The sequence below is a fragment of the Sediminibacterium sp. genome, assembly GCF_030695065.1.
GTDB lineage: Bacteria > Bacteroidota > Bacteroidia > Chitinophagales > Chitinophagaceae > Sediminibacterium.
The window spans coordinates 183,088-208,943 of record NZ_JAUYTR010000005.1; the positions used below are offsets into that span (position 1 = coordinate 183,088).

Genomic DNA, 25,856 nt, shown 5'->3' on the forward strand with positions numbered 1-25,856 from the left:
TATCAAATTTGCAGCGGCTAAAAATAGACCATAATAAGCCGTCAAAGTATATGAGAGTTTTCTTCCTTTTTTTATTTGTTTCTATTATTTCACAATTAACTGCTCAAGTGCGGAATGGAGAAACTTTTCAAAAAGATTACCAAATCAAGATTGCCAAATCTACCACGCCCATTAAAATAGATGGATTATTTGATGAAGAAGTATGGAGCCGAGCACAAAAAGTAAGCTCCTTTTGGGAAAAATATCCAGACGATAAAAAAAAGGCCAAACATGCTACCGAGGTTCAAACCGCTTACGACGACAAATTTTTGTATGTAGCATATACCGCGTTTGATTCAGGAAAAGTATTTATACAAAGTCTTAAGAGAGATATTGGCCACGACGGAAACGATTGTATAGCGTTGGTAATTGATCCAATTAATACCAGGAACAATGGATTCTTTTTTGTTGTGAATGCCTACAACGCGCAAAGTGAAGACCAATTAAATTCTTCTGGGAATGGGGTATCATTTAGTTGGGACCAAACTTGGTTTTCGGAAACAAAAAGATACGCAGACAGATGGACTGCTGAAATTGCCATACCCTTCAAATCAATTCGCTATCCTGCTGATAAAAAATTATGGGGAATTAATTTTGTGAGAGTAGACACTAAAACAAATGAGTATTCTACCTGGACCAATGTGCCAGTGAACTTTTCTTCACATGATATAGGATATACCGGTGCACTAGTATGGGAGGATGCGCCACCTAAACCTGGAGCCAATACCGTTTTTGTACCATATGTAACAACAGAAGTGACTGAGAACAGATTGAATGGTGATCCTGTGAATGCCAAACCCAATGCAGGTTTTGATGCTAAGATTGGATTAACTTCTTCACTTAATTTAGACTTAACCGTTAATCCTGATTTTTCCCAAATTGAAGTTGATAGACAAGTAACCAACTTAACGCGCTTCAATATTTTTTTCCCAGAAAGAAGAACCTTCTTTTTAGAAAATGCCGACTTATTTGCTGGTTATGGCATTGACCCAATTAGACCTTTTTATTCAAGAAGAATTGGGCTAGATAAAAACGGAAATAAAATACCTATTCTATTTGGCGCAAGGGTTACTGGAAATATTGCCAAGAAAACGCGTATCGGATTTATGAATATGCAAACAGGCAGACAAGGAGATTATGCTCCAGAAAATTATACAGCTTTGTCTGTAGATCAACGCGTATTTAATAGATCTGTAATTAAAGGGTATTTTTTAAACCGTACCAATTTTATGACCGAGGCAGAAAAAGCCGCTAATCCTTTAGAAGCATATAGTAGAAATGCTGGAATAGAATACAATTACTCCGACTTAGAAGGAAAATGGGGGGCATGGGCAACTTACCATCATTCCTTTAAGCCCAATATCAATAAAAACAATGCATATTATAATTTTGGATTCAATTACAATAGCCGCAATATAAGTTTTGTGCAAGACCTTTCTAATTTAGGTACCAACTACTACGCAGATATGGGATTCATTGAAAGGATAGAAAATTATGATGCATCACGTGATACAGTAATTAGGGTTGGATTTAAGCATTCTTATACTAGTGCACAGTATAAAATAATTCCAACGAAAGGAAAGCTAATTGGAATAAGATTTGAATTAGAAAACTATATCGTTTTTAATCAAGACAATAGTTTTAATGAACGCAATACTAGCTTTAGCAACAATATAGAGTTTAGAAATACGGCTAGAATTAGTTATGGCATTAATGATTCAGAAGTAGATCTACTCTTTCCTATTTCGTTTACAGATGCAACGCCATTACCTGTTGCAAAATACAAATACAGAAACATAGAAGTAAATTATCGTTCAGATTTTAGAAGACCATTTAGCTTTAGAGTGAGTGGTGGAACAGGCGGTTTTTACAATGGAACCAATCGCAGTTTATCGGCAGGCATCACATTTAGAAAATTACCCAATACTAATTTAGACCTTAACTTTCAATACAATAAGCTGGAATTTCCAGGCACTTATGGATCCACTGAATTATTCTTGATTTCTCAAAGAACAGAAATTAATTTCTCTACTAAATTATTTTGGACAACATTTTTCCAATACAATACGCAAAGAAATAATATGAATATCAATAGTAGATTGCAATACCGATTTAAGCCAATGAGCGATCTATTTCTAGTTTATACAGACAATTATTTTACATCGCCTTTGTTTAAAAGTAGAAATAGAGCGCTCGTATTCAAGTTGAACTATTGGCTTAATTTATAAACAGTTTATTTAATACCAATTACAGGTACCTGTTTATCGTTAATCATTTTATTAAGTTGTTTAATATCGGTATCCATTATTTTTTGAAGCTTAACTAATTGCGCATTTGCTTGACCACTTAAATCGGCAAAGGCTTCACGAACTTGCTTGCTTGGGGCATTTTGACCACTTGAAGCTACTCCATATAAACCTGCAATTTTATCGTTCAAGCGAATAGGAAAGTTTAAAACATCTTGTCCGCTTTTAGCTTTGGTTTGATACAATGCTTCTTCAATTGCTGTTAGCTGTTTATTAATGCTATCTGCATGTTGCTTTAAGTCTTTATTAGACTTTGCATCAACTCTTGCATTCAACTCGGTAATTTGAGTTCTAATAGTTCGGATATTTTTAATGGCTTTTTGAACTTCACTAAATTTATCACGAACAGATAATAAGAATGAAACTTGTGCATCGTAGTCTGCTTCAGTTGCTTGATATACTGGGTTCGGCTTTATAACGAAAGCAATTTCTGTTGAATCGTTTCCGTATTTCAGTTTTGCAGTGTATTTACCAGGTGCAGCTTTGGCAGAGCCAATACCACCATTCCATAAAATCATGCCATCTGCTCTTTCAGCTGGAGGATAATTTTGGTCCCAAACAAACTGATTAACCCCTTCGGTAATTTCAATTTTGTCTTCCGGCACTTTAGTAAAGCTGCTGAAAGTCTTAATTGGTTTCCCTTTTTTATCCATTACAGTAATAGCCAATTTTGAACTATCTGTTACTCCTTTTAAGTAAAAGTTGATTACAGTACCCTGAGGAGGATTCGCGCCTGCATTGGGTTCTGCGGCAGCAGCACCTCGTCTTCTTCTTCCACCACCTTCTGTTCTGTATGAATCGTTTACAGTAAATACATGTAAATTCTTCTCTAAAATAGAAGCTGCTTTTTGCTGAACAATGGTAAGGTCATCAATCACCCAAAAGGAGCGACCTTGCGTAGCAACAATAAGATCATTGTCTTTTAATGCGATATCAGTAATAGGTACAATTGGAAGATTTAATTGAAATGGCTTCCAGCTAGCTCCATCATTGTAACTAATGTACATACCAAATTCTGTACCTGCATACAATAAACCCTGCATTTTTCTATCGGCTCTGATTGCACGAGTAAAATGCATACTGTTAATACCGGTTGTAATTTTAGTCCAAGTTTTACCATAGTCGGTAGTCTTAAATAAATAAGGTGTGTAGTCATCCGACTTATATTTAGTTCCAGCAAAAAATGCCGTTCCTTTTCTAAATGGATCTGTTTCAATACAATTCCACATCATCCATTTTCCAGCATCTGCAGGTGTAACATTGTTCCAATTTTTACCACCATCTTGGCTTACATGAATTAAACCATCATCGCTACCAGTCCAGAGTACATCTTTTTCTAAAGCAGATTCTGTTGCAGCAAAAATGGTAGAATAATATTCAACAGAAGTATTGTCTTTGGTAATAGGGCCTCCACTAGGACCTTGCTTAGATTTGTCGTTGGTAGTTAAATCGGGACTAATCATTTCCCAACTTTGTCCTTCATTTTCTGTTGCAAATAAATGATTTCCTGCAGTGTACAAACGCTTTGGATTATGAGGCGAAAAGAATATAGGGAAGTTCCACTGGAATCTGTATTTCAATACATCGGCACCTGCACCCATCGGATTATCAGGCCAAACATTAATTGCCCTGTTTTCACCTGTTCTATGATCTAATCTAGATAAGTATCCACCATAGTTACCACCGTAAACAATTTCAGGATTTAATGGATCTGCAACTACATGGCCACTTTCAGAACCAGCGGTTACATCCCAGTCACGTGAAGTAATTCCAGCTCCTGTTGTTCTACTTTTAATACGAACAGTTGAATTGTCTTGTTGTGCGCCTAATATTCTATATGGTACCGCATTGTCTGTGGTAACACGATAGTATTGGCCCGTTGGTTGATTGTCCATTGTGCTCCAATTATTTCCACCATCAAAGCTTACTTGAGCACCACCATCATCCGCTACAATCATTCGCTTCCCATCTTCTGGATCAATCCATAAATCATGGTGATCTCCATGGGGGGTATTGATGGATTGAAAGGTTCTACCACCATCTGAGCTCTTCATGAAATTTACATTGGGACAATAAACCAGGTTTTCATTTTTAGGATCTACATATACTTTGGTATAATACCAAGCACGTTGACGAATATTATTATCGTTACTGGTTAAAGACCAGGTTTCACCTGCATCTTCACTTTTATATAAACCACCATTGCTGTTTTCTATAATGGCGTATACTTTCTCAGGATTAGAAGGAGCAACTGCAACACCTACAATACCCCATAAGCCCTTCGGCATACCCTTTTTATTTATTAACGGAACCCATGTTTCTCCACCATCTGTACTCTTGTACAAGCCACTACCTTCTCCACCGCTTTCCATACTATATGGGGTTCTAATTACTCTCCACATACCTGCATAAAACACATCTGGATTACCTGGTTCCATTACTAAATCAGAAGCACCTGTTTGGTTATTGATGTATAAAGTTCTTTTCCATGTTTTTCCACCATCGGTTGTTTTATATACGCCCCTTTCTTCATTGGGTCCAAACAAATGGCCCACTACTGCAGCCCAAACGGTATTTGGATCTCGAGGATGAATCACCAAACGAATAATATGTCTGCCATCATTTAAACCAATATTTTTCCAGGTTCTTCCAGCATCTGCACTTCGCCAAACTCCACCCAATCCTTCGGCCACATTACCACGCATAGTGTTTTCTCCCTCGCCAGCGTAAATAATGGATTCATCACTTGGCGCAACAGCTACCGCACCCATGGTGCCTCCAAAATATTTATCAGATATATTCTTCCAATTACTACCTCCATCAGTGGTTTTCCATACACCTCCACCTGTTCCACCAAAATAAAAGGTAGTTCTGTTTTTATAACTACCAGCAACTGCAGCACTTCTTCCGCCTCTATATGGTCCAATTGAACGATATTTTACTTTGGATAGTAACTGATCTGACTGGTCTTCTTTAAGAGCAGCAACCTGCTTTACTCTTTCCTTTTTTTGTGCCTGCATGGTTAAGCAGGAAAGTGATAAGACTAGAATTGAAATAATTTTTCTCATTGCGTAATATTAAGACGGTTAAATTAATGTAAATTCATAAGAATCTAATAACCTGAACATGCCATCAAGTGAAAATTTTAGTGGTGATGAGTTCAAAAAGCTCTCCCAGCATTTGCCCGACCTGATCTTTCAGTTTACTAGAAAGCCAGATGGAAATTATTGTGTACCCGTTGCATCTAAAGGCATTGAGAATATTTTTGGCTGTAAGCCAGAAGATGTTAGGGAAAGTTTTGAGCCGATAGTAAAAGTCATGCACCCAGATGATCAGCTGAAAATACTAGAAGCCATTGAACAATCTGCTAATGATATGACGGACTTTACAATGGAAGCACGAATTTGTATCCCAGGAAGACCAATGCAATGGATATTTACTAGGTCAACACCAGAAAAACTTTCAGATGGCACAATAACTTGGTATGGATTTAGCGCCAATATAACGAAACAAAAATTAGACTTTGACAAAATAGCTGCACTTTATAAAAAACAAGATGCCATTTTGAAAGCCATTCCTGATTTGATTTTTGAAATTGGTGAAGACAGAACTATACATGATTATCATTCACCTGTAAAAGATATATTAGCTGCTCCTCCAGCATTATTTATAGGCAAAAAATACAATGAAATAATTGCAAATGAGGCTTCAGAAGCATTAGACAACGCAATTTTAGAAACAAATGAAAAAGGATATTCTACAGGGCATCAATATTCATTAAAACTTTCAAAAGGATTAATGCGGTTTGAACTTTCGGTTGCGCCAATTCAGCAAGAATTTGACAACGAAAGACGGTATATTGTTTTATCAAAAGATATTACAGAAAGAAAAAAGAAAGAAGACAAATTACAACAATTAATGCATGCTGTAGAACAGAGTACATCAAGTATAGTCATCACCAATTTAGAAGGTAATCTTGAATACGTTAACCAACAGTTTCTTAAAACAACTGGTTATTCATATGAAGAAGTAATTGGCAATAATCCGCGTATACTTAATTCGGGTTATACAAAAAAAGAAGAATATAAAAACTTGTGGGATACCATCAAATCAGGAGGTACTTGGCATGGTGAATTTTTAAATAAGAAAAAAAATGGGAGTCTATTCTGGGAAGAAGTAACTATTTCGCCAGTACGAAACCATGTAGGAGAAATCATTAATTTTCTGGCTATTAAAACAGATATTACTAAACAGAAAAAAACTTCAGAAAAATTAAGAAAAATAGCTTGGGATCAAAGTCATCAAGTAAGAGGCCCTTTAACAGATATTTTAGGCATCATCAATGTCATTAAATTAGATATTAGCATTCAAGAAAAAGTAGAATTACTCAGTCACCTTGAAAAAGCGGCGAACCAATTAGACCTTGCCATTCATAAAGTGATTGATGAAACAAAAAAACCTTTATAACAATTTAGTGTACCATGCAATTCAATTTCTTTTTTCAATTAGTAGACCTATATCAACGCAAAATATATCCTGCAAAAGTTTCAATACAAAACAATCGAATCATTTCCATTGAACCCATTGATGCATCAATGATTACAACAAATGGTTTTTTAATGCCAGGTTTTGTAGACAGTCATGTTCATATTGAAAGCAGTATGCTCATACCCAGTGAATTTGCTCGTATTGCTGTATTACATGGCACAGTTGGTACCGTAAGTGATCCACATGAAATTGCCAATGTATGTGGTTTAGAAGGCGTACAATTCATGATCAATAATGGCAAGCAAGTTCCTTTCAAATTTAATTTTGGTGCACCCAGTTGTGTGCCTGCTACCATATTTGAAACAGCTGGTGCATCATTAGATAGTAAAGACGTTGAAGCATTGCTTGCTTTAGATGATATTAAGTACTTAAGTGAAATGATGAATTTCCCCGGCGTGCTGCACAATGATCCTGAAGTCATGAAAAAAATTGCAGCAGCACACAGGGCCGGTAAGCCCGTTGATGGCCACGCCCCCGGTCTTACCGGAGCATTGGCAAAACAATATATAGAAGCAGGAATATCTACCGACCATGAATGCTTTACCCTTGAAGAAGCGGTAGATAAATTATCGTATGGAATGAAAATCATTATTCGAGAAGGAAGTGCCGCCAAGAATTTTGAAGCATTGGCTGAATTAATAGACGATCATCCTAATTCAATTATGCTCTGCAGTGACGATAAACATCCAGATAGTTTAGTAGAAGGACATATCAATCAATTGTGTGCAAGGGCAGTAGCCAAAGGGTTGGATGTATTTAAAGTGTTGAAAGCAGCCTGTATTAATCCTGTTAAACATTACGGATTAAATATTGGAACCCTGCAAGTAGGAGACCCTGCCGATTTTATAATTGTAGAAGACTTGAACCATTTCAAGGTATTGCAAACCTATATTGATGGGCAGGCGCTTTTATCTACTGATATTGATTCCGATTCAGTAATGTCTACACCATCAGCGCAATCCGCTTCAAACGCAACAGCGTCTAGAAAAAAATCGTTAATTCAATCTGTACCAGCAACTCCCATCAATCAATTTACTTGTGCTCCAATAAATGAAGTTGATTTAGCTGTGCCAATAACAGCTTACCCCAATCAAGACGGCTTAATTGCTGTTATAGAAGCTTTAGACGGTCAATTAATCACGAATAAATTGTACTTACCAGGAACTCAATCAAATGATTGCTTTGTTAGTAATACAGCCGATGATATTTTAAAAATGGTGGTAGTGAACAGGTACCATATGGCGCCGGTTGCAAAATCATTTATTAAAAATTTTGGCTTCCGTACCGGCGCCATCGCCTCCACCGTAGCACACGATAGTCATAATATAGTGGCGGTAGGTGCCACAGATGAAGCAATAGCAGCAGCCATTAATGCAGTCATTGCAACCGAAGGAGGTATTAGCTGCGTAGATGGTAATAATCAAACCTTAGTATTACCCTTACCAGTTGCAGGGTTAATGAGTACCGAAGATGGATTTGTTGTTGCACAACAATACACAGCAATAGACGCCATGGCCAAAAGTTTAGGAAGTTCATTAAGTGCCCCATTTATGACATTGAGTTTTATGGCGCTATTGGTGATACCCCATTTAAAATTGAGCGATAAAGGTATATTCGACGGAGACCGCTTTGCTTTCCTATAAAGCGCAATCCTTGTAATAATCAACCATGAAAACTCGTATTTTCGCAACTCAATACGAGCTAATGGTTATTAATTTAAGTGAGCAGCACAGCCTGCTAAGCAATTGGGTATCTGAGTTAAGAAATGTGGAGATCCAAGGAGATCGTATGCGTTTCAGAAGAAATTTAGAGCGCATTGCAGAAGTAGCTGCTTTTGAAATAAGCAAGCAATTGCCTTGGGTAACCAAAGAAATACCTACCCCATTAGGAACCCATGAAAGCAAGGTATTGAAAGAGCAACCAGTATTAGCAACTATTTTAAGAGCCGGATTGCCCATGCATACAGGCATGTTAAATTATTTTGACAAAGCCGACAATGCATTCGTTTCTGCCTATAGAAAACACCATCGCGATGGTAGTTTCGAAATCAGCATGGAATACATGAGCTGCCCCGATTTAAATGATAGAGTAGTGATTATTTCAGACCCCATGTTGGCAACAGGTGCATCTGTAGTAAAAACCATTCAGCATATGAAAGCAGAGGGCAACCCTGCATCATTTCACGTAGTTGTGGCAATTGCCTGTTCAGTAGGTATTGAGTATTTAGAGAGAGAATGTGGCAATGATATCACTATCTGGTGTGGTGATATAGACGAAGAATTGACTGCAAAATCATATATCGTTCCAGGATTGGGCGATGCGGGCGACTTAGCATTTGGCGCTAAGCTGCAAGCATAGAAAAAATGGTATCTTTAATACCAAGTTAGGAGTATGCGAAGGATATTGCTTATGTGGATGGGGCTGGTTGTAGCTGTGGTTGTTACTGCACAGGATCCACATTTCTCGCAATTTTTCTCTTCGCCACTTACTTTAAACCCTGCATTCACGGGTAAATTCTTTGGAACTTATAGAGTAGCTGGTAATTATAGAAACCAGTGGCCTACCATCAACAATGCATTTACTTCTGCAACCGCATCTGTAGACTTTCAACTAATGCAAAACAAAATGTCTCAAGGAGACAGCTGGGGTGTTGGATTCATGGGGTTTAATGATAACAGCAGCAATGGTGCAGTCCAATTTAATTACGGAACATTTTCAACAGCGTATCATAAAAGTTTAGACGAAGATGGCATGCACCAAATAGGTTTGGGCGTACAAGCCACTTATGCCAATATGTTGATTAATACCAGCAGCCTTAATTTTGAAGATCAGTTAACCACTGCAGGATTTACCGGATTAACTTCTGAAATTTTTAACTCGAGTACATTAAAATCGAGCTATGTAGATTTAAATGCTGGCTTCTTGTACAATGGCAGTACCAATGATCGAAACAATTTTTATTTTGGTGTAAGCATGTATCATATTAACCAACCTAAGCAATCTTTTACAGGAGCAGAATATATACTGAAACCCAGAACCAATATACATGCAGGCGCCTATTTTCCATTGGGAGCAGCTACTACTCTGCATTTAAGTGGATCACAAAGTTTTCAAGCACAAGTAAGTCAAACCATCATTGGTGGGGCATTGCAATTAAACGCAACCCCCGATGAACCCAATGCTACCAGCCTTTATTTTGGCGCATGGATGCGATTAAGAGACGCCATCATTCCTTATGTAGGTATAGAATTCAATGGCATTAGAATTGGTGCTAGTTACGACTACAACGCTTCTACATTAAGAACCGCATCAATGAATAGAGGAGGAATTGAAGTGTCATTAATTTATATCAGAAGACCCAATACCGACCGACCTTTGAACTGTCCTAAGTTTTAGGCAGCTATTTGTTATCTTTGGCAAAACACCCCCCTGATTGCTCAAAGAAATTATTATATCTATACAAGCTTACGGTGCAGCACATCAATTTATTAAAGTCAATAAATTGTGGAAATGGATTATTGTTCCTGGTATTCTATACATGTTGTTATTCATTACAGGCATGTATTTTTTTAGCCAGAGTGCCAATAATGCCATTGAGTGGATTGCGCTTAGAACAGGCTTAAAAGGCTGGCTAGACACTTTAGACAATGGTTTTTTGGGATTCCTATTTACATTCGGAACCACTTTGTTATGGATTCTTTTAATGTTGTTTTATTTTTCATTGTTTAAATACTTATTTCTAATTATTGGCTCTCCCGTATTTGCTTATTTAAGTGAAAAAACAGAAGCCATTATAGAGAAAAAAGATTTTCCTTTTAACAAACAACAGTTTATTAAAGACATCATACGAGGAATCAAACTTTCTGTACGAAACAGTCTTTGGCAAACCGTTTATTTACTCAGCATTATATTTTTAAGCTTAATACCCCTAGTAGGTTGGTTTACGCCGTTCTTAGCACTAATATTAGAAAGTTATTACTATGGTTTCTCTATGTTAGACTACAGCATGGAAAGACATAAAAAATCGGAGGGAGAAAGCATTGCATTTGTGAGTGCACACAAAGGATTGGCCATGGGAAATGGAATTGTGTTTTATCTATTTCATTTTTTACCTATTATCGGTTGGATCTTAGCCCCCTCCTATGCAGTCATTGCTGCTACTTTAAGCATATACCCTTTAAAAAAAGAGGCCATTGAACAATCCATCGCAAAGAACGGGTAAAGTTATTTTAATCCCAACGGTATTGCATGAAGAAGCATTGCATACCATACCAGCCTATATTACTGAAGCTATAAAAGAGTGCAGCGTATTTTTTGTAGAAAACGAAAAAACAACGCGACGATTTTTTAAAAAACTTTGGAAAGAAATGGTCATTGATAATTATCAATGGCATACCATACATAAAGCGGAAAACGCTGTTACCAAAGCGTTCATAGATGCATTAGAGAAAGGACATACCATTGGAATCGTAAGTGAAGCCGGCTGCCCAGGTATAGCAGATCCAGGACAAATATTGGTGGAAGCAGCACAGCTAAAGGGATTTAAAGTAACTCCATTAGTAGGCCCCAGTTCTATTCTACTAGCATTAATGGCCAGTGGAATGAATGGACAGTGTTTCCAATTTAATGGATACTTACCCATCGACTCATTAGAGAAAAAGAAAAAAATAAAAGCCATCGAAGAAGATTCATTGCGCAATCAATGCACCCATATTTTTATTGAAACCCCATATAGAAATAATCAATTACTAGGAGATCTTTTACAAAGTTGCAAACCAGATACACGCATTTGTATCGCCAGAAATATTACTGCCCCCGACGAGTGGATTGTAACTAAGCCCGTAAAAGATTGGGCAAAAAAAATACCGGAACTCCATAAAATTCCGGTAATATTTTTATTGCAAGCTTGATCAAATTGGTCAGTCTATTTTCACAAAAGGGTAATTAATGATTCTTGGGTGCAATAATGGTTTCATTACCTAGGCCCCTTACTTCTAAAATACTATCAACAATATATTTTTCTACTCCACGCCAAGGCAATGCACCTAAGTAGCGTTTATAATGCACGTTAATTTCTCTGCCCGAGTTTTGATTTAAAACAGTTGCTACCTTTTCATCTTCTACACTAAATTCAAATTCAATACTCTGTACATTGGCTTTAAAACCACTCTGAATTAAATTGCCCTCATAGGTTTTAAATACAAATCCTTTTTGTTGGAAGGTATTCAGTATTCCTGCTTTGGTACCTTCGGAATACACAAAATAAAAACGCCAATAAATAAATGCGGCTAGCAACAAAATGATAATGGTGGCAGCACTCCAAGCAAATTTTTTCATTGTCATATTATAATCCGTATTGATCAACAAGGTAGATTAATGCAGCCATATTCACTGCTCCTAAATTCAACTCTCTTTTATTCACGTTTTCAAACACATCAGAACGAGCATGGTGAATATCAAAATAGCGTTGGCTATCGGGCATTAAACCAGCAATAGGTGTTCCAAAAGTTTTATTGAGCGGGCCAATATCAGCGCCACCGCCACCTGCTTGTAAAAAGTCGGTACCATAAGGTTTCAATAGAGGCAACCAAGTTTGTATTTTGCTTAATTGTATTGCAGAAACAGTAAAGCCGAAACCTCTTGGCGTAAATCCACCCGCATCAGATTCCAAAGCAAATACGTGCTTCTCGTTATTTTTCTTTGCTTCTTCTGCATATTTATTTCCACCACGCATTCCATTTTCTTCGTTTGCAAACAATACAAAACGTAGCGTACGCTTGGGTTTATATCCTAATGTTTTTAAAGCACGCATAATTTCGATGGTTTGTACAATACCCGCACCATCATCGTGTGCGCCTTCGTTCACATCCCAACTATCTAAATGACCTCCCACCGTAATATATTCATTGGGAAAATCAGTACCCGTTAATTCAGCCACAACAGAATGACCTACTACATCAGGACCAAAAGAACCATTGGTAGTCATCGAAACTTTGATTGCACTATTTCTAGTGGTAGACCAAATAAAATCGGCGTCTTCGTTACCTAAAGCAATGGCAGGAATTTTAGGATATGCTTCATCATAACCAGTGGTTCCTGTATGTGGGTTATTATCGGTTGCTTCGGTTAAAGAACGAATCATTACGCCTACCGCACCATATTTTGCAGCACGGCTAGGACCAGATCTTCTGTACTGACCCGCTTCCCCATAAGATTTAAACGTTTGGATATTGGTAGGATTGAATTTGTTATTGAAGTATACAATCTTTCCTTTTAACTGGTCTTTCTTGGCTTCCATTTCGTCAAAGTCTTGTACGGCAACCACTTCAGCCACCAATGGTTTACCACCAGTTCCCAATGAATTACCCAAGGCCAATACATCTAAAGTTCGGTTGGTTTTTTTCCCGTTCTGCAACACAACAGCTGCTAGGTCTTTGCCCCCTCTTTTCCAGTTAGGCATCATGCACTCTTGTAGAAACACTTTATCTGCACCCAATTTTTTAAGGGATGCTTCACCCCAAGTAACAGCTTTATTGTATTGTTCAGAGCCAGCTAATCTGCCGCCTATCCCCTTTGTTAATTCTCGCAACAAGTCGTGGGCTTTGCCATTGCGCATAATTTCATCACTTATTTTCTTGATGTAAACCGAGTCCGCATTGTTTTGAGCGGAAGCCAACATTGGAATAAATGCGGCTAGAATAAATAATTGCTTCATAGGCTAAAGTTAACGATTTGATTGATTTGTTATGCTTTGATGAACGGAACGAACAAAAGCAAAAAAAAGCCGTTCTTTACAGTGAATAATCAAGCTACTATGCGAATAGGTATTGTGTGTTATCCCACTTTTGGTGGATCAGGTGTTTTGGCCACTGAATTAGGTAAAGCATTGGCCGATGAAGGCCATCAGGTTCATTTTATTACTTATCAGCAACCAGTAAGACTGAATGTATTTAATACCAATATATTCTACCATGAAGTAAGGGTACCCACTTATCCTTTATTTGATTACCCCCCTTATGAAGTAGCATTGGCCAGTACCATGGTAGATGTAATCATGAATTACGATTTAGATTTATTGCATGTACACTATGCCATTCCACATGCATCTGCTGCGTATATGGCTCGTCAAATTGTACAGAAAAAAACAGGCAGACATGTTCCTTTTATTACCACTTTACACGGTACCGATATAACACTGGTTGGAAAAGACAAAACCTACGAACCGGTAGTTACATTCTCCATCAATGAAAGTGATGCCATTACTGCCGTATCCAAAAACTTAAGAGACGAAACCTATCATTCTTTTTCAATAGAAAAAGAAATTGAAGTGATTTACAACTTTGTAGACGTAAGCCGATTCAATAAAAAACCCATTGATGCTTTCAGAAAAGTAATTGCACCCAACGGTGAAAAAATTTTAATGCACGCCAGTAATTTTAGAAAAGTAAAAAGAGTAACAGACGTTATAACCGTGTTTGCTGCAGTGCAAAAAGTAGTGCCTTCTAAATTACTGATGGTAGGTGATGGCCCAGAAAGACCTGCATGCGAAGAATTGGCAAGAGAATTAGGGGTAGAACACGATGTTCGCTTTTTAGGAAAGCAGGAACAAATAGAAGATATATTGGCAGTGAGTGATGTGTTCTTACTCCCTTCAGAATACGAAAGTTTTGGATTAGCCGCTTTGGAAGCCATGGCAGCCAGAACAGTGGTAATCAGCACCAACGCAGGTGGACTAGGTGAAATTAATATTCAAGAAAAAACAGGTTTTATGGCCGATGTAGGTGACACCGCAGCCATGAGCGGTTTTGCTATTGAACTATTAAAAGACGAACCTAGATTGACTCAAATGAAAGAAGCGGCATACGAGCAAGCATCATTGTTTGATATCAAAAATATCATTCCTATTTACGAAAAACTATACGGCCGTTTTTGTAGGATGAGTTTGTAAATTATTTTTACAAGAGAAAATTAAAGAGGTACCCTGAAATAATAATACATAAGACTACTACTGCAAAGAATATGACCAACATTTTAGTTGTCATGATTTTCTTAAGCAGCATTGCTTCAGGTATTGATAAAGCAACCACAGACATAGAAAAAGCAATAACCGTCCCAAGTGGTATTCCCTTTTCTACCAATACTTGCATAATGGGTAAAATACCCGCGGTATTACTATAAAGTGGCACCCCTACTAACACAGCAGTTGGAACCGCTAGTAGATTATCCTTACTAATATAATTTTCAAAGAAACCTGTTGGAATATAGCCATGCAATAATCCACCAATGGCAATACCAACTACTATATAAATGGAAACACCTTTAACAATATCCATCGACTCTCTAAAAATAAAAGGCAGTCGCTTAAAAAAAGAAGTAGAATGGTTTTCTTCAGTAGTAATAACTGGTTGTTTATTTTTTAGCAGTTGTTGTACCCATTCGGTAAGCAATGATTCCAAATGAAGCCTCCCCAAAATAAATCCAGCAATCATAGAAATAACGATTCCACTTACGACATAAATTAAAGTGGTTTTTAATCCGAACATTCCAAAGAATATTGCAACTGTTACTGCATCCACCAACGGCGAAGAAATTAAAAAAGCAAAAGTGACACCCAATGGAATGCCCCCCTTAACAAAACCAATGAATAATGGAACAGAAGAACAAGAACAAAAAGGAGTAATGGTGCCAAAAAAAGAGGCTATGAAATAATCTAAGCCATACCACTTTCTTGTAGTTAAAAATGCTTTGACTTTTTCAATTGGGAAGTAGGAATTAATCAATCCCATTAAAATAGAAATACCAAATAAGAGTATAAAAATCTTGATGGTATCAAAGACGAAGAAATTAAGCGCATCTCCAATTTTACTATGCTCAGCAATCCCGAATACGGTATAAATTAACCAATCAGCAAATTGCTGTGTCCAGGTAAACATGGCTTATGGGATTATTGTAAAAAGGATTTTATTTCTTTTACCTCTGCAACCCTACCTTTTACAACGGCAATATTATTAATCAAAAGAACAGGAGTGGTTAATACATTGTATTGCATCATTTCTTCGAGATCTTCAATTTTTGTAATAGTAGCTTCAACTCCTGTTTCCTTCAACGCTTCTAACACATTATTATATGTAGTCTTGCATTTGGCACAACCAGCTCCAAGAATTTTTATGTCCATGATTTTTTTACAAAAATATGCATAATTCATGGGTATTGCAGAATTGATACATTTGCAGCATACTAAGCGAAATAAATGAAAAGCTATATACAATTATTCAACTTTAAGCAATCCGTTGATTATAAAACAGAAGTACTTTCAGGACTTACCGTAGCCCTAGCATTGGTTCCAGAAGCGGTTGCCTTTGCCCTGATAGCTGGCTTGTCGCCCTTGACAGGTTTATACGCAGCATTTATGATGGGATTAGTAACTGCTGTTTTAGGGGGCCGCCCAGGCATGATTTCAGGTGCTACTGGTGCTGTTGCTGTAGTTATAGTAACACTGGTAAAATCACATGGGGTAGAGTATATTTTTGCTACAGTTATTTTGGCTGGTTTAATTCAACTATTGGCAGGATTTTTACGATTAGGGAAATTAATCAGACTAGTGCCCCACCCTGTTATTTTTGGTTTTGTAAATGGACTAGCCATAATTATTTTTATGTCTCAACTCGCCCAATTTAAAGACGATACAGGTAATTGGCTTACAGGAAATAGCTTATACTATTTTTCGGGGATGGTACTTCTAACAATGCTTATCATTTTTGGATTACCAAAACTAACTAAAGCAATACCAGCTTCACTAACAGCAATTTTGGCGATATTTGGATTGGTTACCATCTTACAAATTGACACAAAAACAGTAGGCGATATCGCTTCCATCAAAGGAGAATTTCCTCCATTTCATATTCCATCCATTCCACTAAGCTGGGAAACCCTTAGTATTATTTTTCCTTATGCAGCTATTGTTGCTGGCGTTGGACTAATTGAAAGTTTATTAACCCTAAATATTGTAGATGAAATTACCGAAACCAGGGGAAGAGGAAACAAAGAAGCGGTTGCACAAGGAGTTGCCAATATTTTGTCGGGCTTTTTTTCTGGAATGGGTGGATGTGCCATGATTGGCCAAAGCTTAATTAATGTATCAAATGGAGCAAGAGCCCGCTTATCAGGCATTGTTGCTGCAGTAATGTTATTGGTCTTTGTAATGTTTGGATCTGCTTTAATTGAAAAAGTTCCTATGGCTGCGCTCACAGGATTAATGATCATGGTATCAATAGGAACTTTTGAGTGGGCAAGTTTAAAAACTTTCACCAAAATGCCTAAGTCTGATGTATTTGTAATGGTTATGGTAACACTAGTAACTGTTTTCTTACACAATTTGGCTCTAGCTGTTATTGTTGGAGTAATCATTGCGGCATTGGTATTTGCATGGGACAACGCAAAAAGAATTCGGGCAAGAAAGTTTACAGACGAACACGGAATTAAACATTATGAAATTTTTGGACCATTATTTTTTGGATCTGTTACCGCTTTTAATGAGAAGTTTGATATAATGAACGATCCAACTGAAGTAATCATCGACTTTGCTGAAAGCCGAGTGGTAGACATGTCTGCAATTGAAGCCCTCAATAAAATTACCGAACGTTATAGAAAAGCGGGAAAAAAAATACACCTGAAACACCTTAGTGCAGATTGTAAGAAACTACTGAACAATGCAGATGATTTAATTGACGTAAATGTTTGGGAAGACCCAACTTACAAAGTAGCAATTGATTTTACGCAATAGTATTTAATTGTGTAATAGCTTCAATACTCAACAATATCTTATCACATAACAAGTTCAATTCCTCTTCTGTAATAATTAATGGTTGTGCAAGCGAGATTTTAATTAGGCTGAGTCTATGAGAAAATATAGCCGTTGAAATACAACTATCTTAGATATATTTAGATACCGTGTTTTCACGGTATTTTTTATAGTAGTAATTCTCTATTGAAATAAAGACTAGTATTGGTGAATACTATTCAAACACCAATCATTTATGCGTTTATTTAAATTCCTCTCCCCCTCATATTTTCTGAGTTTAGTATTCCTTTTAATTACTAGTTTGTTTTTTACTGGTTGTAAAAAAACGGTTGATGTTGTAAAAGAAAAATTGCCAGAAAACATTTCAAAACAAGAATTACTAATTTGGATTAACAATTATCAAAAGTTAATGCCAGGTGGCCCTAAACCAATCCTAGATCAAACCCTAAAAACTTACTATAAAGGACAGATGATTCTAAAAATGCCATTAAGTAGTGGTGGTGGGAATCTTTATTTTACTAAAACTGATCATTTAGAAGTTATTTATCCGAATAGTTTCAGCAGATGATCAAATTAATACGCCGTTCAATGGGTATTATGAATTTATTGATATGAAGACCTATGGTTATAAAAAATTTAACTTCAAAAATGGAATTAAAACAAATTCCATGTCAAATATTAAATTAAAAAACCAAGAACTAATTCAAAGTAACTCCTTAATAAAAAGCAGTTCTTGGTTGGGTGAATTGTTATATTGCATTTCTAGATATATTATTGCGGTTCCAAGAAGTGCAGAATTAGGGGGAGGTTGTTGGGTATTTAGTCCTGGAGGCAGTATTGGCAATCCTGCACTTAACCCTGACCAAGTCGAAGTCCCACCAATCGGAGACAGTGGTGGTAGTGAGATTGGCGGTATTGATTGGTTCAATTGGTTTCTATATCTAAATTACCCACATAGTTCCCCTTCTCCACCCGATGGAAGTGTTAATGTTGGGTATTGGAGCCCTTTTTCAGGAGACAATGGAAATACTGGATTTTATCCTTCTGATCAGCTTGAAGAGCATCAAATACAAACAATTTTTGAGAATCTACCACCAAATATCATATGGGAATTTGAAGGTGATGATGGGAGTACATTTGTCTATAATAACCCCAATACTGAAGCACCATTAGATTTCCACCCAATGGATTTAAGTTATATCAAATATCCAAAGTTTGTTAATTTGGTAAAAAATTTAAGATCGTTTGTAAAAAATAATGTAAGGGTTTTAAATGCATTACAAAAGTGGTCAGGTTTTAACAAGCAAGAAATTTTAGATAGATTAATTTTTAGACTTGGTAGTGGTCCAGAGATATTAGTGTCAGACGCAGTTGGTCCAAACTATGGAAAGTATAATCATCAAAACGCTCAAGGTATTCTTCTTATAGACCCAATAACAGTAAATAATTTCCAACAAGCACAAAACAATAGCAAAGAAGAAGATGCTTTAGCATTCATGTTGTCAATTATAATTTTACATGAGTTTACACATTTTGGAGTTAATACAATGGGGTTATCAAATACTGGTAGATTTAAATTTTTTGAAACAGGAAGAGAATTTGAAAGAATGTTATTTGACGTTGTCATAGTAGATGGTCCAAATGGTAATTTGAACCAAAAATATATTGAGTTTATAAAAAAATAACAATTGATGTATATCCCACGCTCTATATTATACCTTTTGATTTTGAGTTTACTTTATTCTTGCAAAACGAAATCCAAGGAAGATTTATTAGTAGACAATAGTGCTAATATTGAAAATAAAGTAATCAATGATATTTTTCTAATGTCTCTTGATACACCGTATTATCCGTATGATGATTTTCTATTGCATGATATTAATACTTTGAAACTAAAAAAAGAAAGTAATTTAATTGCTGTTTCAAATCAATTAAAACCAATAAAATATAATGATTTTAAATTAACACTTTCGAGTAAAGATTTTGATCAACCCAATCTGCCAAAGGAACAAGATATATATAGTTTTATCAAAACAGACACAGCAACTCATGAACTAGATATCGACAGTTTAACCAATATTGGAAGGTTTAAGATTGTTATGAATTATGACTTCAATCAAAAAGTAAATACTGGAGTTTTAGGTTCCATTCAATTTTCAAGAATTGCATTTAATCAAACATTCCAAAAAGCTTATTTAGTTGTAACTACAAAAGACAAAGTGAAATCTAGTGTAGAGAGATGGATTTTAGTAGAGTTGATTAATGGAAAATGGCGAATCAAAAAAACAATCATTATTTCAGTTTCTTAATCATCATTCTTTAATACTCCTCAACACAATATCACAGAGCAAATTCAGTTCCTCTTCTGTAATAATTAATGGCGGTGCTATTCTAATTCGATCTGGGGCAAATAAAAACCAATCGGTGACCAATCCATTTTGAACACAGGCATGCGCAATGGCTTGTGCTTGTTTATTCGTAGCAAATTTCAAACTCATCCACAACCCACAATCATTCATCGAAATAATTGCTGGGTGTTGCAATCGAGATTTTAATAGGGCATTTTTTTGTGGAATATCTTTCAACCATTCGGGGTGAGTAATCAATTCTTCAAACGCCGCTTTGCCTGCTGCGCAGGAGACTGGATGACCGCCAAACGTTGTGATATGTCCTAAAACGGGGGCATAGGTTAAGGTGTTCATGAGCCGTTGGTCGGCAACGAATGCACCCAGTGGCATCCCTCCACCCAAGGCCTTACCCAATAATAAAATATCGGGTACTATGCCGTATTGCTCAAAAGCCCAGATTGTGCCCGTTCTACCAAATCCTGCTTGTATTTCGTCTAATATCAACAACACACAATGTTGATCACATTTTGCGCGTAATGCTTTCATCCATGTTTCGGAGGGAGCAGTTACGCCGCTTTCGGCTTGAACCGTTTCAATGATCACGCAGGCTGTTGTTGAGTCGATGGCTTCAATCAATTCATCAGAACCATAATCATAATGGTACACATCGGGCAACAAGGGCCTGAAAGCATTTCTAAAATATTCATCACCCATTACACTTAGTGCGCCTTGTGTGCTTCCGTGATAAGATTTATTAGCAGCAATTATTTTGGTACGATTCGTAATTCGTTTAGCCAATTTCATGGCGCCTTCTGTGGCTTCAGCACCGCTATTGGTAAAGTACACACAGTTCAATGAAGGCGGTAAATATTGGGTGAGCAGTTTTGCATAGGAAACTTGTGGTTGTTCAATAAACTCACCATATACAATCACATGCATATACGCAGCAGCTTGCACTTGCACAGCTTTTATAACAGCAGGATTGCCATGACCTATATTACACACACTAAATCCTGCAATGCCGTCAATATATTTTTTCCCAATAGTATCGGTTAGCCATACCCCTTCTGCACTGGCCATTTCAATGCCAATAGGCTTAGGAGAAGTTTGGGCCACATGGTCTAAAAATAATTGGCGATTGTTCATTTGAACCCAAACTTATAATAAGATTGCCGATTATTAATATCTTCATTGCAAATTCTACTATGGCTACTATTTTACCTGTACTAGGCAAACACCCTCAAATGGGTGCAGATTGTTTTATTGCACCCAACGCCACTATTGTGGGCGATGTAATAATGGGCGATGAATGCAGTGTATGGTTTAACGCTGTAATAAGAGGAGATGTGCATTATATTAAAATTGGTAACAAAGTAAATATTCAAGATGGTGCCATCATTCATTGCACTTACCAAAAAAATCCTACTGAAATTGGAAACAGGGTTTCTATTGGTCACAATGCAATGGTGCATGGATGCACTATACACGATGATGTATTGATAGGCATGGGATCTATTGTAATGGACCGTTGTATAGTTCATTCTAATGCTATTATTGCAGCAGGGGCTGTTCTATTAGAAGGAACCATTGTTGAATCTGGAACTATATATGCTGGCGTGCCTGCCAAAAAAGTAAAAGACTTATCACCCGATATGGTACATGGGGAGATTGATCGGATTGCCAATAACTATGTTCAATATGCGTCTTGGTTTAAAGACTATAACCACAATAATTTTTTAAAACAATAAATGACCATTTATGAAAAAGAATTTCGTAATACTTGTTTGCTTATTGTTTACACTGTCCTCTTGTAATTTATTGGCTAAAATGGGCATTGGTGGAGGATCTAGAAAAAAGGGATGCCCAACCGATGGGCGCAATGTAGGGGCAGAGAAATTATTGTCTGGTGAAAAAGTTGCGAAAGCACCCAAATTCAAAAAAGGAAAGTCGTTTGACTACTAAAATTTTCGGTCTTCCATCGTATCTAAAATGGTTAGATAACTCACATAGCGATCTTCTGAAACAGATCCTATTCCTACTTGTTTTTTTACCGCACATCCTGGTTCGTTAATATGCATGCAGTTGTTAAACTGACAATCGTTAAGCAATGCACGCATCTCCGGAAAATAATGAGAGAGCTCTGATTTGCTCACGTCTACAATCCCCAACTCCCTTACCCCTGGCGTATCTATGATATGAGTTTGTTCGTCAATATCGAACATTTCCGCAAATGTAGTGGTATGCAATCCCTTCCCACTCCAATCACTTACTTCCTGCGTTCTTAAATTAAACTGGGGGAATAAATGATTAATAAAAGTAGACTTTCCTACTCCACTATGCCCACTCAACAAAGTGGTTTTATTGGTTAATAAACCTTTTACTTCTTCCAAACCTTGATTGTTCTCTATACTGGTAAGCAATACTTGGTATCCTGCTTGGGTATACATTTCTTTTAGCTCCTGAAACTTTTCCATTTCTTTAGCTCTGTATAAATCTGCTTTATTAAAAACAATAATGGCAGGTATATGATAGGCTTCACATGAAATTAAAAATCGATCTATGAAACCTTGTGATGTTTTTGGATCTCTTAAGGTTGCAAATAGTAAACTTTGATCTAGATTGGATGCAATAATATGATGCATCCGTTTATTATGCGGAGACACTCTTGCCACATAATTGCGCCGATCATGTATTTGATGAATAATGGCCGATTCTTCTTGTACATCTTCAATTTCCATTTCAACTTCGTCTCCTACCGCAATAGGGTTGGTAGAAGTATGTCCATCTATTTTAAAAATACCTTTTGCACGGGCATTATAGAATTGTCCATTGGCTGCTTTTGCAACATACCAGCTACCGGTTGATTTGTATATTTTGGCCTTCACAAGTACGAAGATACTAGCAGTGCGAACAATTTTTGCGAAATATTAACCCAAATAAAGACCTTGAGTGCTTAACAGAACCCATTCTAGGGATTAAAATGAATATCTTTGGCCCATGGCAAAATTTGCGCACGATGATGTAGTGCCTTTTAAAGAGAGTGAGCTGGCAAAGAAAGACCAGGTAGCCGATATGTTTAATAATATTGCCTATCGCTACGATTTCTTAAACCGTTTTTTGAGTGTAGGTATTGATGTGGGTTGGCGTAAAACGGCTATCAAAGAACTCAAAAGCCTTGCTCCTAAAAAAATATTAGATGTTGCAACGGGTACGGCTGATGTTGCATTATTAACTGAGCAATTATTAAAACCAAGGGAGATTGTGGGGATTGATATTTCGGATGGCATGCTCAGTTTTGGAAGAGAAAAAATTAAAGCAAAAGGGTTAGAAAATATCATCACTTTGTTAAATGGAGACAGTGAAAATATTCGTTTTAACAACGACTATTTTGATGCCATCACCGTGGCTTTTGGAGTGAGAAATTTTCAAGACTTAAGCAAGGGTTTAAAAGAAATGCATAGGGTGTTGAAACCAGGAGGCAAAGTAGTTATCCTAGAATTTTCTAAACCCAGCTCCATTGGCTTTAAAAAATTGTATCAATTTTACATGAACTTTATCACTCCTTCTATTGGTAAACTTTTTTCTAAAAACAAAGATGCCTACCAATACCTCAACGACAGTGTTCAGGCATTTCCGGAAGGAGCTCAATTTTTAAATATACTGAATGACGCAGGCTTTACCCAAACCTATTTGAAGAAACTAAGTTTCGGAATATGCACTATTTACTGCGGAAGCAAATAGTCTTACTGGTATTGGGCCTACTGGGTCTTTTGCAGTATAGCTATGCTCAAAAACAACTCTACCGGATGAACCGGGAAGATCAACTCTATTATTTTGGTATAACCCTGGGTTATAACAGTTCCTATTTACAGGTAAACAAATCCAATTTATTTACCCAGTCGGATAGTATTTTACTGGCCGAACCTGGCTCTAGCGGTGGTATTACCATGGGCTTGATGGCCACCGGAAGATTGGGCGAACATTTTCAAGTAAGGGCCAATCCACAATTAGTGATTGGCGGTGCCAGAAGTATTTCTTACCAATTGGGAAGCACCCGTTTGGGCGAAGGCAATACACAAATTCAACGACTTCCTTCTACATTGGTAAGCTTTCCTTTTCAATTGAAATTCAATTCGGATAGAATAGGAAATTTTAGAACTTATATCATGGGTGGAGTTAAATATGATATAGACCTCTCTTCTAATTCTACCGCTAGAAATGCAGACGATATCATTAAACTAAAAAGAAATGATTTTGGTGTTGAAGCAGGTATTGGTTTTAACTTTTATTTACCGTTTGTTACCTTATCACCAGAGATTAAAATAAGCTACGGATTATCTAACTTGCATCAAACTGATGCAGCACTTAAATATTCGAATGTTTTAGACAAAATACAGTCTAGAATGATCGTATTTTCTTTACATATTGAAGACTAAGGTTATATGCTGTAGATTAAATAAATTGCAGCATGCAACATACCATAATCAAAAATACAAGCATTGTTAACGAGGGCATTGTTATACAAGGTGATTTATTAATTAGCAACGATAGAATTGAAAAAATTGGTGGCAGTATTGATATTAAAGCCAGAGCAAACGAAATTGACGGAACAGGTTTACATCTGTTACCAGGTGTAATAGACGATCAAGTACATTTTAGGGAACCCGGGCTTACCCATAAAGCCAATATTTATACGGAAGCTAAAGCTGCAGTGGCAGGTGGCACTACTTCTTTTATGGAAATGCCCAATACTTCACCGGCTGCATTAACAGTAGAATTATTAGAACAGAAATACAGCCGAGCTGCCGAATCATCTTTAGCGAATTACTCTTTTTTCATGGGTACTTCTAATGATAATTTAGAAGAGATTTTAAAAATCAATAAAAGGAAAAACCAGGTTTGTGGTGTAAAAATATTCATGGGTTCTTCTACCGGAAATTTATTAGTGAACAATACCTTGCAGTTAGAGAAAGTATTTGCTGGCACGGAATTATTAATTGCAACCCATTGTGAAGAAGAATCATTGATTAAAGAAAACCTGGCTAATTTAAAATCAACTGGTAAAAAACTAACTGCTGCAGATCATCCCATCATTCGCAATGATGAAGTTTGTTTTGAATCTTCTTTTAAAGCCATTCAATTTGCCAAAAGAAACAATAGTCGTTTACATATTCTACATATTAGTACCGAACGCGAATTGCAATTATTTACCAATATGATTCCTTTGAAAGACAAAAGAATCACTGCAGAAGTTTGTGTGCACCATTTGCATTTTACATCGGATGATTACGATAGATTAGGTAATCAAATCAAATGCAATCCTGCCATTAAAGCGCCTTCTAATAAAGAAGCATTGTGGAAAGCCTTACTAGACGACCGCTTAGACATTATTGCCACCGATCATGCCCCCCATACCTGGGAAGAAAAACAAGAAGATTATGAACATGCGCATGCAGGTTTGCCATTGGTGCAACATTCTTTACAATTGATGTTGCATTATGTAAATGAGGGCCGTATTAGTTTACCTAAAGTAGTAGAGAAAATGAGCCATGCAGTAGCAGATTGTTTTCAAATTCATGAACGCGGGTATATTAGAGAAGGCTATATGGCCGATTTGGTGATGGTGAATTTGAACAAACCATATACCATTGGCAAAGAGAATATTCTATATAAATGTGGTTGGAGCCCAATGGAAGGGATGACCATGCCAGCCAGCATAGAAAAAACTTTTGTTAATGGGCATATGGTTTATGGAAATGGGGTGTTTGATGAATCTAAGTGGGGAGCAAGGATGGAATTCAGAAGAGATTAAAC

At 36.8% G+C, this 25,856-nt stretch carries 24 protein-coding genes; 17 read left to right on the forward strand and 7 right to left on the reverse strand.

Features of this window, described 5'->3' with window-relative positions:
* Positions 1-50 precede the first annotated feature (50 nt).
* Entirely contained in the window at positions 51-2,267 is a 2,217-nt protein-coding gene (locus Q8S25_RS00785) for a DUF5916 domain-containing protein (RefSeq protein WP_305533902.1), read from the forward strand.
* 5 nt (positions 2,268-2,272) lie between these two features.
* On the opposite strand, the gene Q8S25_RS00790 is transcribed toward Q8S25_RS00785, so the two are convergent.
* Complete coding sequence (locus Q8S25_RS00790; RefSeq protein ID WP_305533903.1) at positions 2,273-5,413, reverse strand: exo-alpha-sialidase; 3,141 nt, start codon at positions 5,411-5,413, stop codon at positions 2,273-2,275.
* 58 nt (positions 5,414-5,471) lie between these two features.
* Between Q8S25_RS00790 and Q8S25_RS00795 the strand changes: the two genes are divergently transcribed.
* Genes Q8S25_RS00795 through Q8S25_RS00820 form a run of 6 tightly spaced genes read left to right on the forward strand, consistent with a single transcriptional unit; the run spans position 5,472 to position 11,803 of the window.
* The gene (locus tag Q8S25_RS00795; protein ID WP_305533905.1) at positions 5,472-6,812 is read left to right on the forward strand and encodes a PAS domain S-box protein; all 1,341 of its coding nucleotides are present in this window, start codon (positions 5,472-5,474) and stop codon (positions 6,810-6,812) included.
* Between the two features lie 14 nt (positions 6,813-6,826).
* Entirely contained in the window at positions 6,827-8,536 is a 1,710-nt protein-coding gene (gene ade / locus Q8S25_RS00800; protein WP_305533907.1) for an adenine deaminase, read from the forward strand.
* 25 nt (positions 8,537-8,561) lie between these two features.
* Positions 8,562-9,251, forward strand: a complete 690-nt coding sequence (gene upp, locus Q8S25_RS00805) for a uracil phosphoribosyltransferase (protein ID WP_305533909.1) — start codon at positions 8,562-8,564, stop codon at positions 9,249-9,251.
* Positions 9,252-9,284: 33 nt separating this feature from the next.
* Complete coding sequence (locus Q8S25_RS00810; RefSeq protein WP_305533911.1) at positions 9,285-10,289, forward strand: PorP/SprF family type IX secretion system membrane protein; 1,005 nt, start codon at positions 9,285-9,287, stop codon at positions 10,287-10,289.
* A gap of 37 nt (positions 10,290-10,326) precedes the next feature.
* Entirely contained in the window at positions 10,327-11,115 is a 789-nt protein-coding gene (locus Q8S25_RS00815; RefSeq protein WP_305533913.1) for an EI24 domain-containing protein, read from the forward strand.
* On the forward strand, positions 11,087-11,803 hold the full coding sequence (locus Q8S25_RS00820) for an SAM-dependent methyltransferase (RefSeq protein WP_305533915.1): 717 nt from the start codon (positions 11,087-11,089) through the stop codon (positions 11,801-11,803). Before Q8S25_RS00815 ends, Q8S25_RS00820 begins: the two co-directional genes overlap by 29 nt.
* Before the next feature lie 34 nt (positions 11,804-11,837).
* Here the strand turns inward: Q8S25_RS00820 and Q8S25_RS00825 are convergent, their stop codons facing one another.
* Together Q8S25_RS00825 and Q8S25_RS00830 are read right to left on the reverse strand one after the other, a co-directional pair.
* Positions 11,838-12,230: a hypothetical protein gene (locus Q8S25_RS00825; RefSeq protein WP_305533917.1), complete on the reverse strand. Its 393-nt coding sequence runs from the start codon at positions 12,228-12,230 to the stop codon at positions 11,838-11,840.
* Between the two features lie 7 nt (positions 12,231-12,237).
* On the reverse strand, positions 12,238-13,608 hold the full coding sequence (locus Q8S25_RS00830; RefSeq protein WP_305533919.1) for a M20/M25/M40 family metallo-hydrolase: 1,371 nt from the start codon (positions 13,606-13,608) through the stop codon (positions 12,238-12,240).
* Positions 13,609-13,707: 99 nt separating this feature from the next.
* Here Q8S25_RS00830 and bshA point away from each other — a divergent pair, with 99 nt between their 5' ends.
* Positions 13,708-14,841 carry an N-acetyl-alpha-D-glucosaminyl L-malate synthase BshA gene (bshA, locus tag Q8S25_RS00835; RefSeq protein WP_305533920.1) on the forward strand — a complete coding sequence of 378 codons (1,134 nt, stop codon included), beginning with the start codon at positions 13,708-13,710 and terminating at the stop codon, positions 14,839-14,841.
* A 7-nt stretch (positions 14,842-14,848) separates the two neighbouring features.
* On the opposite strand, the gene Q8S25_RS00840 is transcribed toward bshA, so the two are convergent.
* Positions 14,849-15,826: a permease gene (locus Q8S25_RS00840; RefSeq protein ID WP_305533922.1), complete on the reverse strand. Its 978-nt coding sequence runs from the start codon at positions 15,824-15,826 to the stop codon at positions 14,849-14,851.
* An 11-nt stretch (positions 15,827-15,837) separates the two neighbouring features.
* On the reverse strand, positions 15,838-16,068 hold the full coding sequence (locus Q8S25_RS00845) for a thioredoxin family protein (RefSeq protein WP_305533924.1): 231 nt from the start codon (positions 16,066-16,068) through the stop codon (positions 15,838-15,840).
* Between the two features lie 75 nt (positions 16,069-16,143).
* Here Q8S25_RS00845 and Q8S25_RS00850 point away from each other — a divergent pair, with 75 nt between their 5' ends.
* The 4 genes from Q8S25_RS00850 (at position 16,144) to Q8S25_RS00865 (ending at position 20,003) form a co-directional block, all read left to right on the forward strand.
* Positions 16,144-17,676, forward strand: a complete 1,533-nt coding sequence (locus Q8S25_RS00850; protein WP_305533926.1) for a SulP family inorganic anion transporter — start codon at positions 16,144-16,146, stop codon at positions 17,674-17,676.
* Between the two features lie 253 nt (positions 17,677-17,929).
* Positions 17,930-18,262, forward strand: coding sequence for a hypothetical protein (locus tag Q8S25_RS00855; RefSeq protein WP_305533928.1), 333 nt, complete (start codon positions 17,930-17,932; stop codon positions 18,260-18,262).
* Positions 18,263-18,305: 43 nt separating this feature from the next.
* On the forward strand, positions 18,306-19,379 hold the full coding sequence (locus Q8S25_RS00860; protein ID WP_305533930.1) for a hypothetical protein: 1,074 nt from the start codon (positions 18,306-18,308) through the stop codon (positions 19,377-19,379).
* A 6-nt stretch (positions 19,380-19,385) separates the two neighbouring features.
* Positions 19,386-20,003 (forward strand): hypothetical protein, encoded by a 618-nt coding sequence (locus Q8S25_RS00865; RefSeq protein WP_305533932.1) that lies wholly within the window; start codon positions 19,386-19,388, stop codon positions 20,001-20,003.
* A gap of 3 nt (positions 20,004-20,006) precedes the next feature.
* Here Q8S25_RS00865 and Q8S25_RS00870 read toward each other — a convergent pair whose 3' ends face one another.
* On the reverse strand, positions 20,007-21,188 hold the full coding sequence (locus tag Q8S25_RS00870) for an aspartate aminotransferase family protein (protein ID WP_305533934.1): 1,182 nt from the start codon (positions 21,186-21,188) through the stop codon (positions 20,007-20,009).
* Between the two features lie 59 nt (positions 21,189-21,247).
* On the opposite strand from Q8S25_RS00870, the gene Q8S25_RS00875 reads away from it, so the two are divergent.
* Entirely contained in the window at positions 21,248-21,790 is a 543-nt protein-coding gene (locus Q8S25_RS00875) for a gamma carbonic anhydrase family protein (RefSeq protein WP_305533936.1), read from the forward strand.
* Positions 21,791-21,800: 10 nt separating this feature from the next.
* Entirely contained in the window at positions 21,801-22,004 is a 204-nt protein-coding gene (locus tag Q8S25_RS00880) for a hypothetical protein (RefSeq protein WP_305533938.1), read from the forward strand.
* Here Q8S25_RS00880 and rsgA read toward each other — a convergent pair.
* The gene (gene rsgA / locus Q8S25_RS00885) at positions 22,001-22,927 is read right to left on the reverse strand and encodes a ribosome small subunit-dependent GTPase A (protein WP_305533940.1); all 927 of its coding nucleotides are present in this window, start codon (positions 22,925-22,927) and stop codon (positions 22,001-22,003) included. The two genes, Q8S25_RS00880 and rsgA, sit on opposite strands and share 4 nt — an antisense overlap.
* A gap of 112 nt (positions 22,928-23,039) precedes the next feature.
* Here rsgA and ubiE point away from each other — a divergent pair, with 112 nt between their 5' ends.
* From ubiE to Q8S25_RS00900, 3 genes are all read left to right on the forward strand, one after another.
* Entirely contained in the window at positions 23,040-23,783 is a 744-nt protein-coding gene (gene ubiE, locus Q8S25_RS00890; RefSeq protein ID WP_305533942.1) for a bifunctional demethylmenaquinone methyltransferase/2-methoxy-6-polyprenyl-1,4-benzoquinol methylase UbiE, read from the forward strand.
* A 65-nt stretch (positions 23,784-23,848) separates the two neighbouring features.
* Positions 23,849-24,478: a porin family protein gene (locus Q8S25_RS00895; RefSeq protein ID WP_305533944.1), complete on the forward strand. Its 630-nt coding sequence runs from the start codon at positions 23,849-23,851 to the stop codon at positions 24,476-24,478.
* 32 nt (positions 24,479-24,510) lie between these two features.
* Complete coding sequence (locus tag Q8S25_RS00900; RefSeq protein WP_305533946.1) at positions 24,511-25,854, forward strand: dihydroorotase; 1,344 nt, start codon at positions 24,511-24,513, stop codon at positions 25,852-25,854.
* The last annotated feature ends 2 nt before the right edge of the window (positions 25,855-25,856 follow it).

Bases quoted from the DNA above. Each gene is read 5' to 3' on its own strand.
- Q8S25_RS00785 (WP_305533902.1), top strand. From the start codon at position 51: ATGAGAGTTTTCTTCCTTTTTTTATTTGTTTCTATTATTTCACAATTA.
- Q8S25_RS00790 (WP_305533903.1), bottom strand. From the start codon at position 5,413: ATGAGAAAAATTATTTCAATTCTAGTCTTATCACTTTCCTGCTTAACC.
- Q8S25_RS00795 (WP_305533905.1), top strand. From the start codon at position 5,472: ATGCCATCAAGTGAAAATTTTAGTGGTGATGAGTTCAAAAAGCTCTCC.
- ade (WP_305533907.1), top strand. From the start codon at position 6,827: ATGCAATTCAATTTCTTTTTTCAATTAGTAGACCTATATCAACGCAAA.
- upp (WP_305533909.1), top strand. From the start codon at position 8,562: ATGAAAACTCGTATTTTCGCAACTCAATACGAGCTAATGGTTATTAAT.
- Q8S25_RS00810 (WP_305533911.1), top strand. From the start codon at position 9,285: ATGCGAAGGATATTGCTTATGTGGATGGGGCTGGTTGTAGCTGTGGTT.
- Q8S25_RS00825 (WP_305533917.1), bottom strand. From the start codon at position 12,230: ATGAAAAAATTTGCTTGGAGTGCTGCCACCATTATCATTTTGTTGCTA.
- Q8S25_RS00830 (WP_305533919.1), bottom strand. From the start codon at position 13,608: ATGAAGCAATTATTTATTCTAGCCGCATTTATTCCAATGTTGGCTTCC.
- bshA (WP_305533920.1), top strand. From the start codon at position 13,708: ATGCGAATAGGTATTGTGTGTTATCCCACTTTTGGTGGATCAGGTGTT.
- Q8S25_RS00840 (WP_305533922.1), bottom strand. From the start codon at position 15,826: ATGTTTACCTGGACACAGCAATTTGCTGATTGGTTAATTTATACCGTA.
- Q8S25_RS00845 (WP_305533924.1), bottom strand. From the start codon at position 16,068: ATGGACATAAAAATTCTTGGAGCTGGTTGTGCCAAATGCAAGACTACA.
- Q8S25_RS00850 (WP_305533926.1), top strand. From the start codon at position 16,144: ATGAAAAGCTATATACAATTATTCAACTTTAAGCAATCCGTTGATTAT.
- Q8S25_RS00855 (WP_305533928.1), top strand. From the start codon at position 17,930: ATGCGTTTATTTAAATTCCTCTCCCCCTCATATTTTCTGAGTTTAGTA.
- Q8S25_RS00860 (WP_305533930.1), top strand. From the start codon at position 18,306: ATGAAGACCTATGGTTATAAAAAATTTAACTTCAAAAATGGAATTAAA.
- Q8S25_RS00865 (WP_305533932.1), top strand. From the start codon at position 19,386: ATGTATATCCCACGCTCTATATTATACCTTTTGATTTTGAGTTTACTT.
- Q8S25_RS00870 (WP_305533934.1), bottom strand. From the start codon at position 21,188: ATGAACAATCGCCAATTATTTTTAGACCATGTGGCCCAAACTTCTCCT.
- Q8S25_RS00875 (WP_305533936.1), top strand. From the start codon at position 21,248: ATGGCTACTATTTTACCTGTACTAGGCAAACACCCTCAAATGGGTGCA.
- Q8S25_RS00880 (WP_305533938.1), top strand. From the start codon at position 21,801: ATGAAAAAGAATTTCGTAATACTTGTTTGCTTATTGTTTACACTGTCC.
- ubiE (WP_305533942.1), top strand. From the start codon at position 23,040: ATGGCAAAATTTGCGCACGATGATGTAGTGCCTTTTAAAGAGAGTGAG.
- Q8S25_RS00895 (WP_305533944.1), top strand. From the start codon at position 23,849: ATGAACCGGGAAGATCAACTCTATTATTTTGGTATAACCCTGGGTTAT.
- Q8S25_RS00900 (WP_305533946.1), top strand. From the start codon at position 24,511: ATGCAACATACCATAATCAAAAATACAAGCATTGTTAACGAGGGCATT.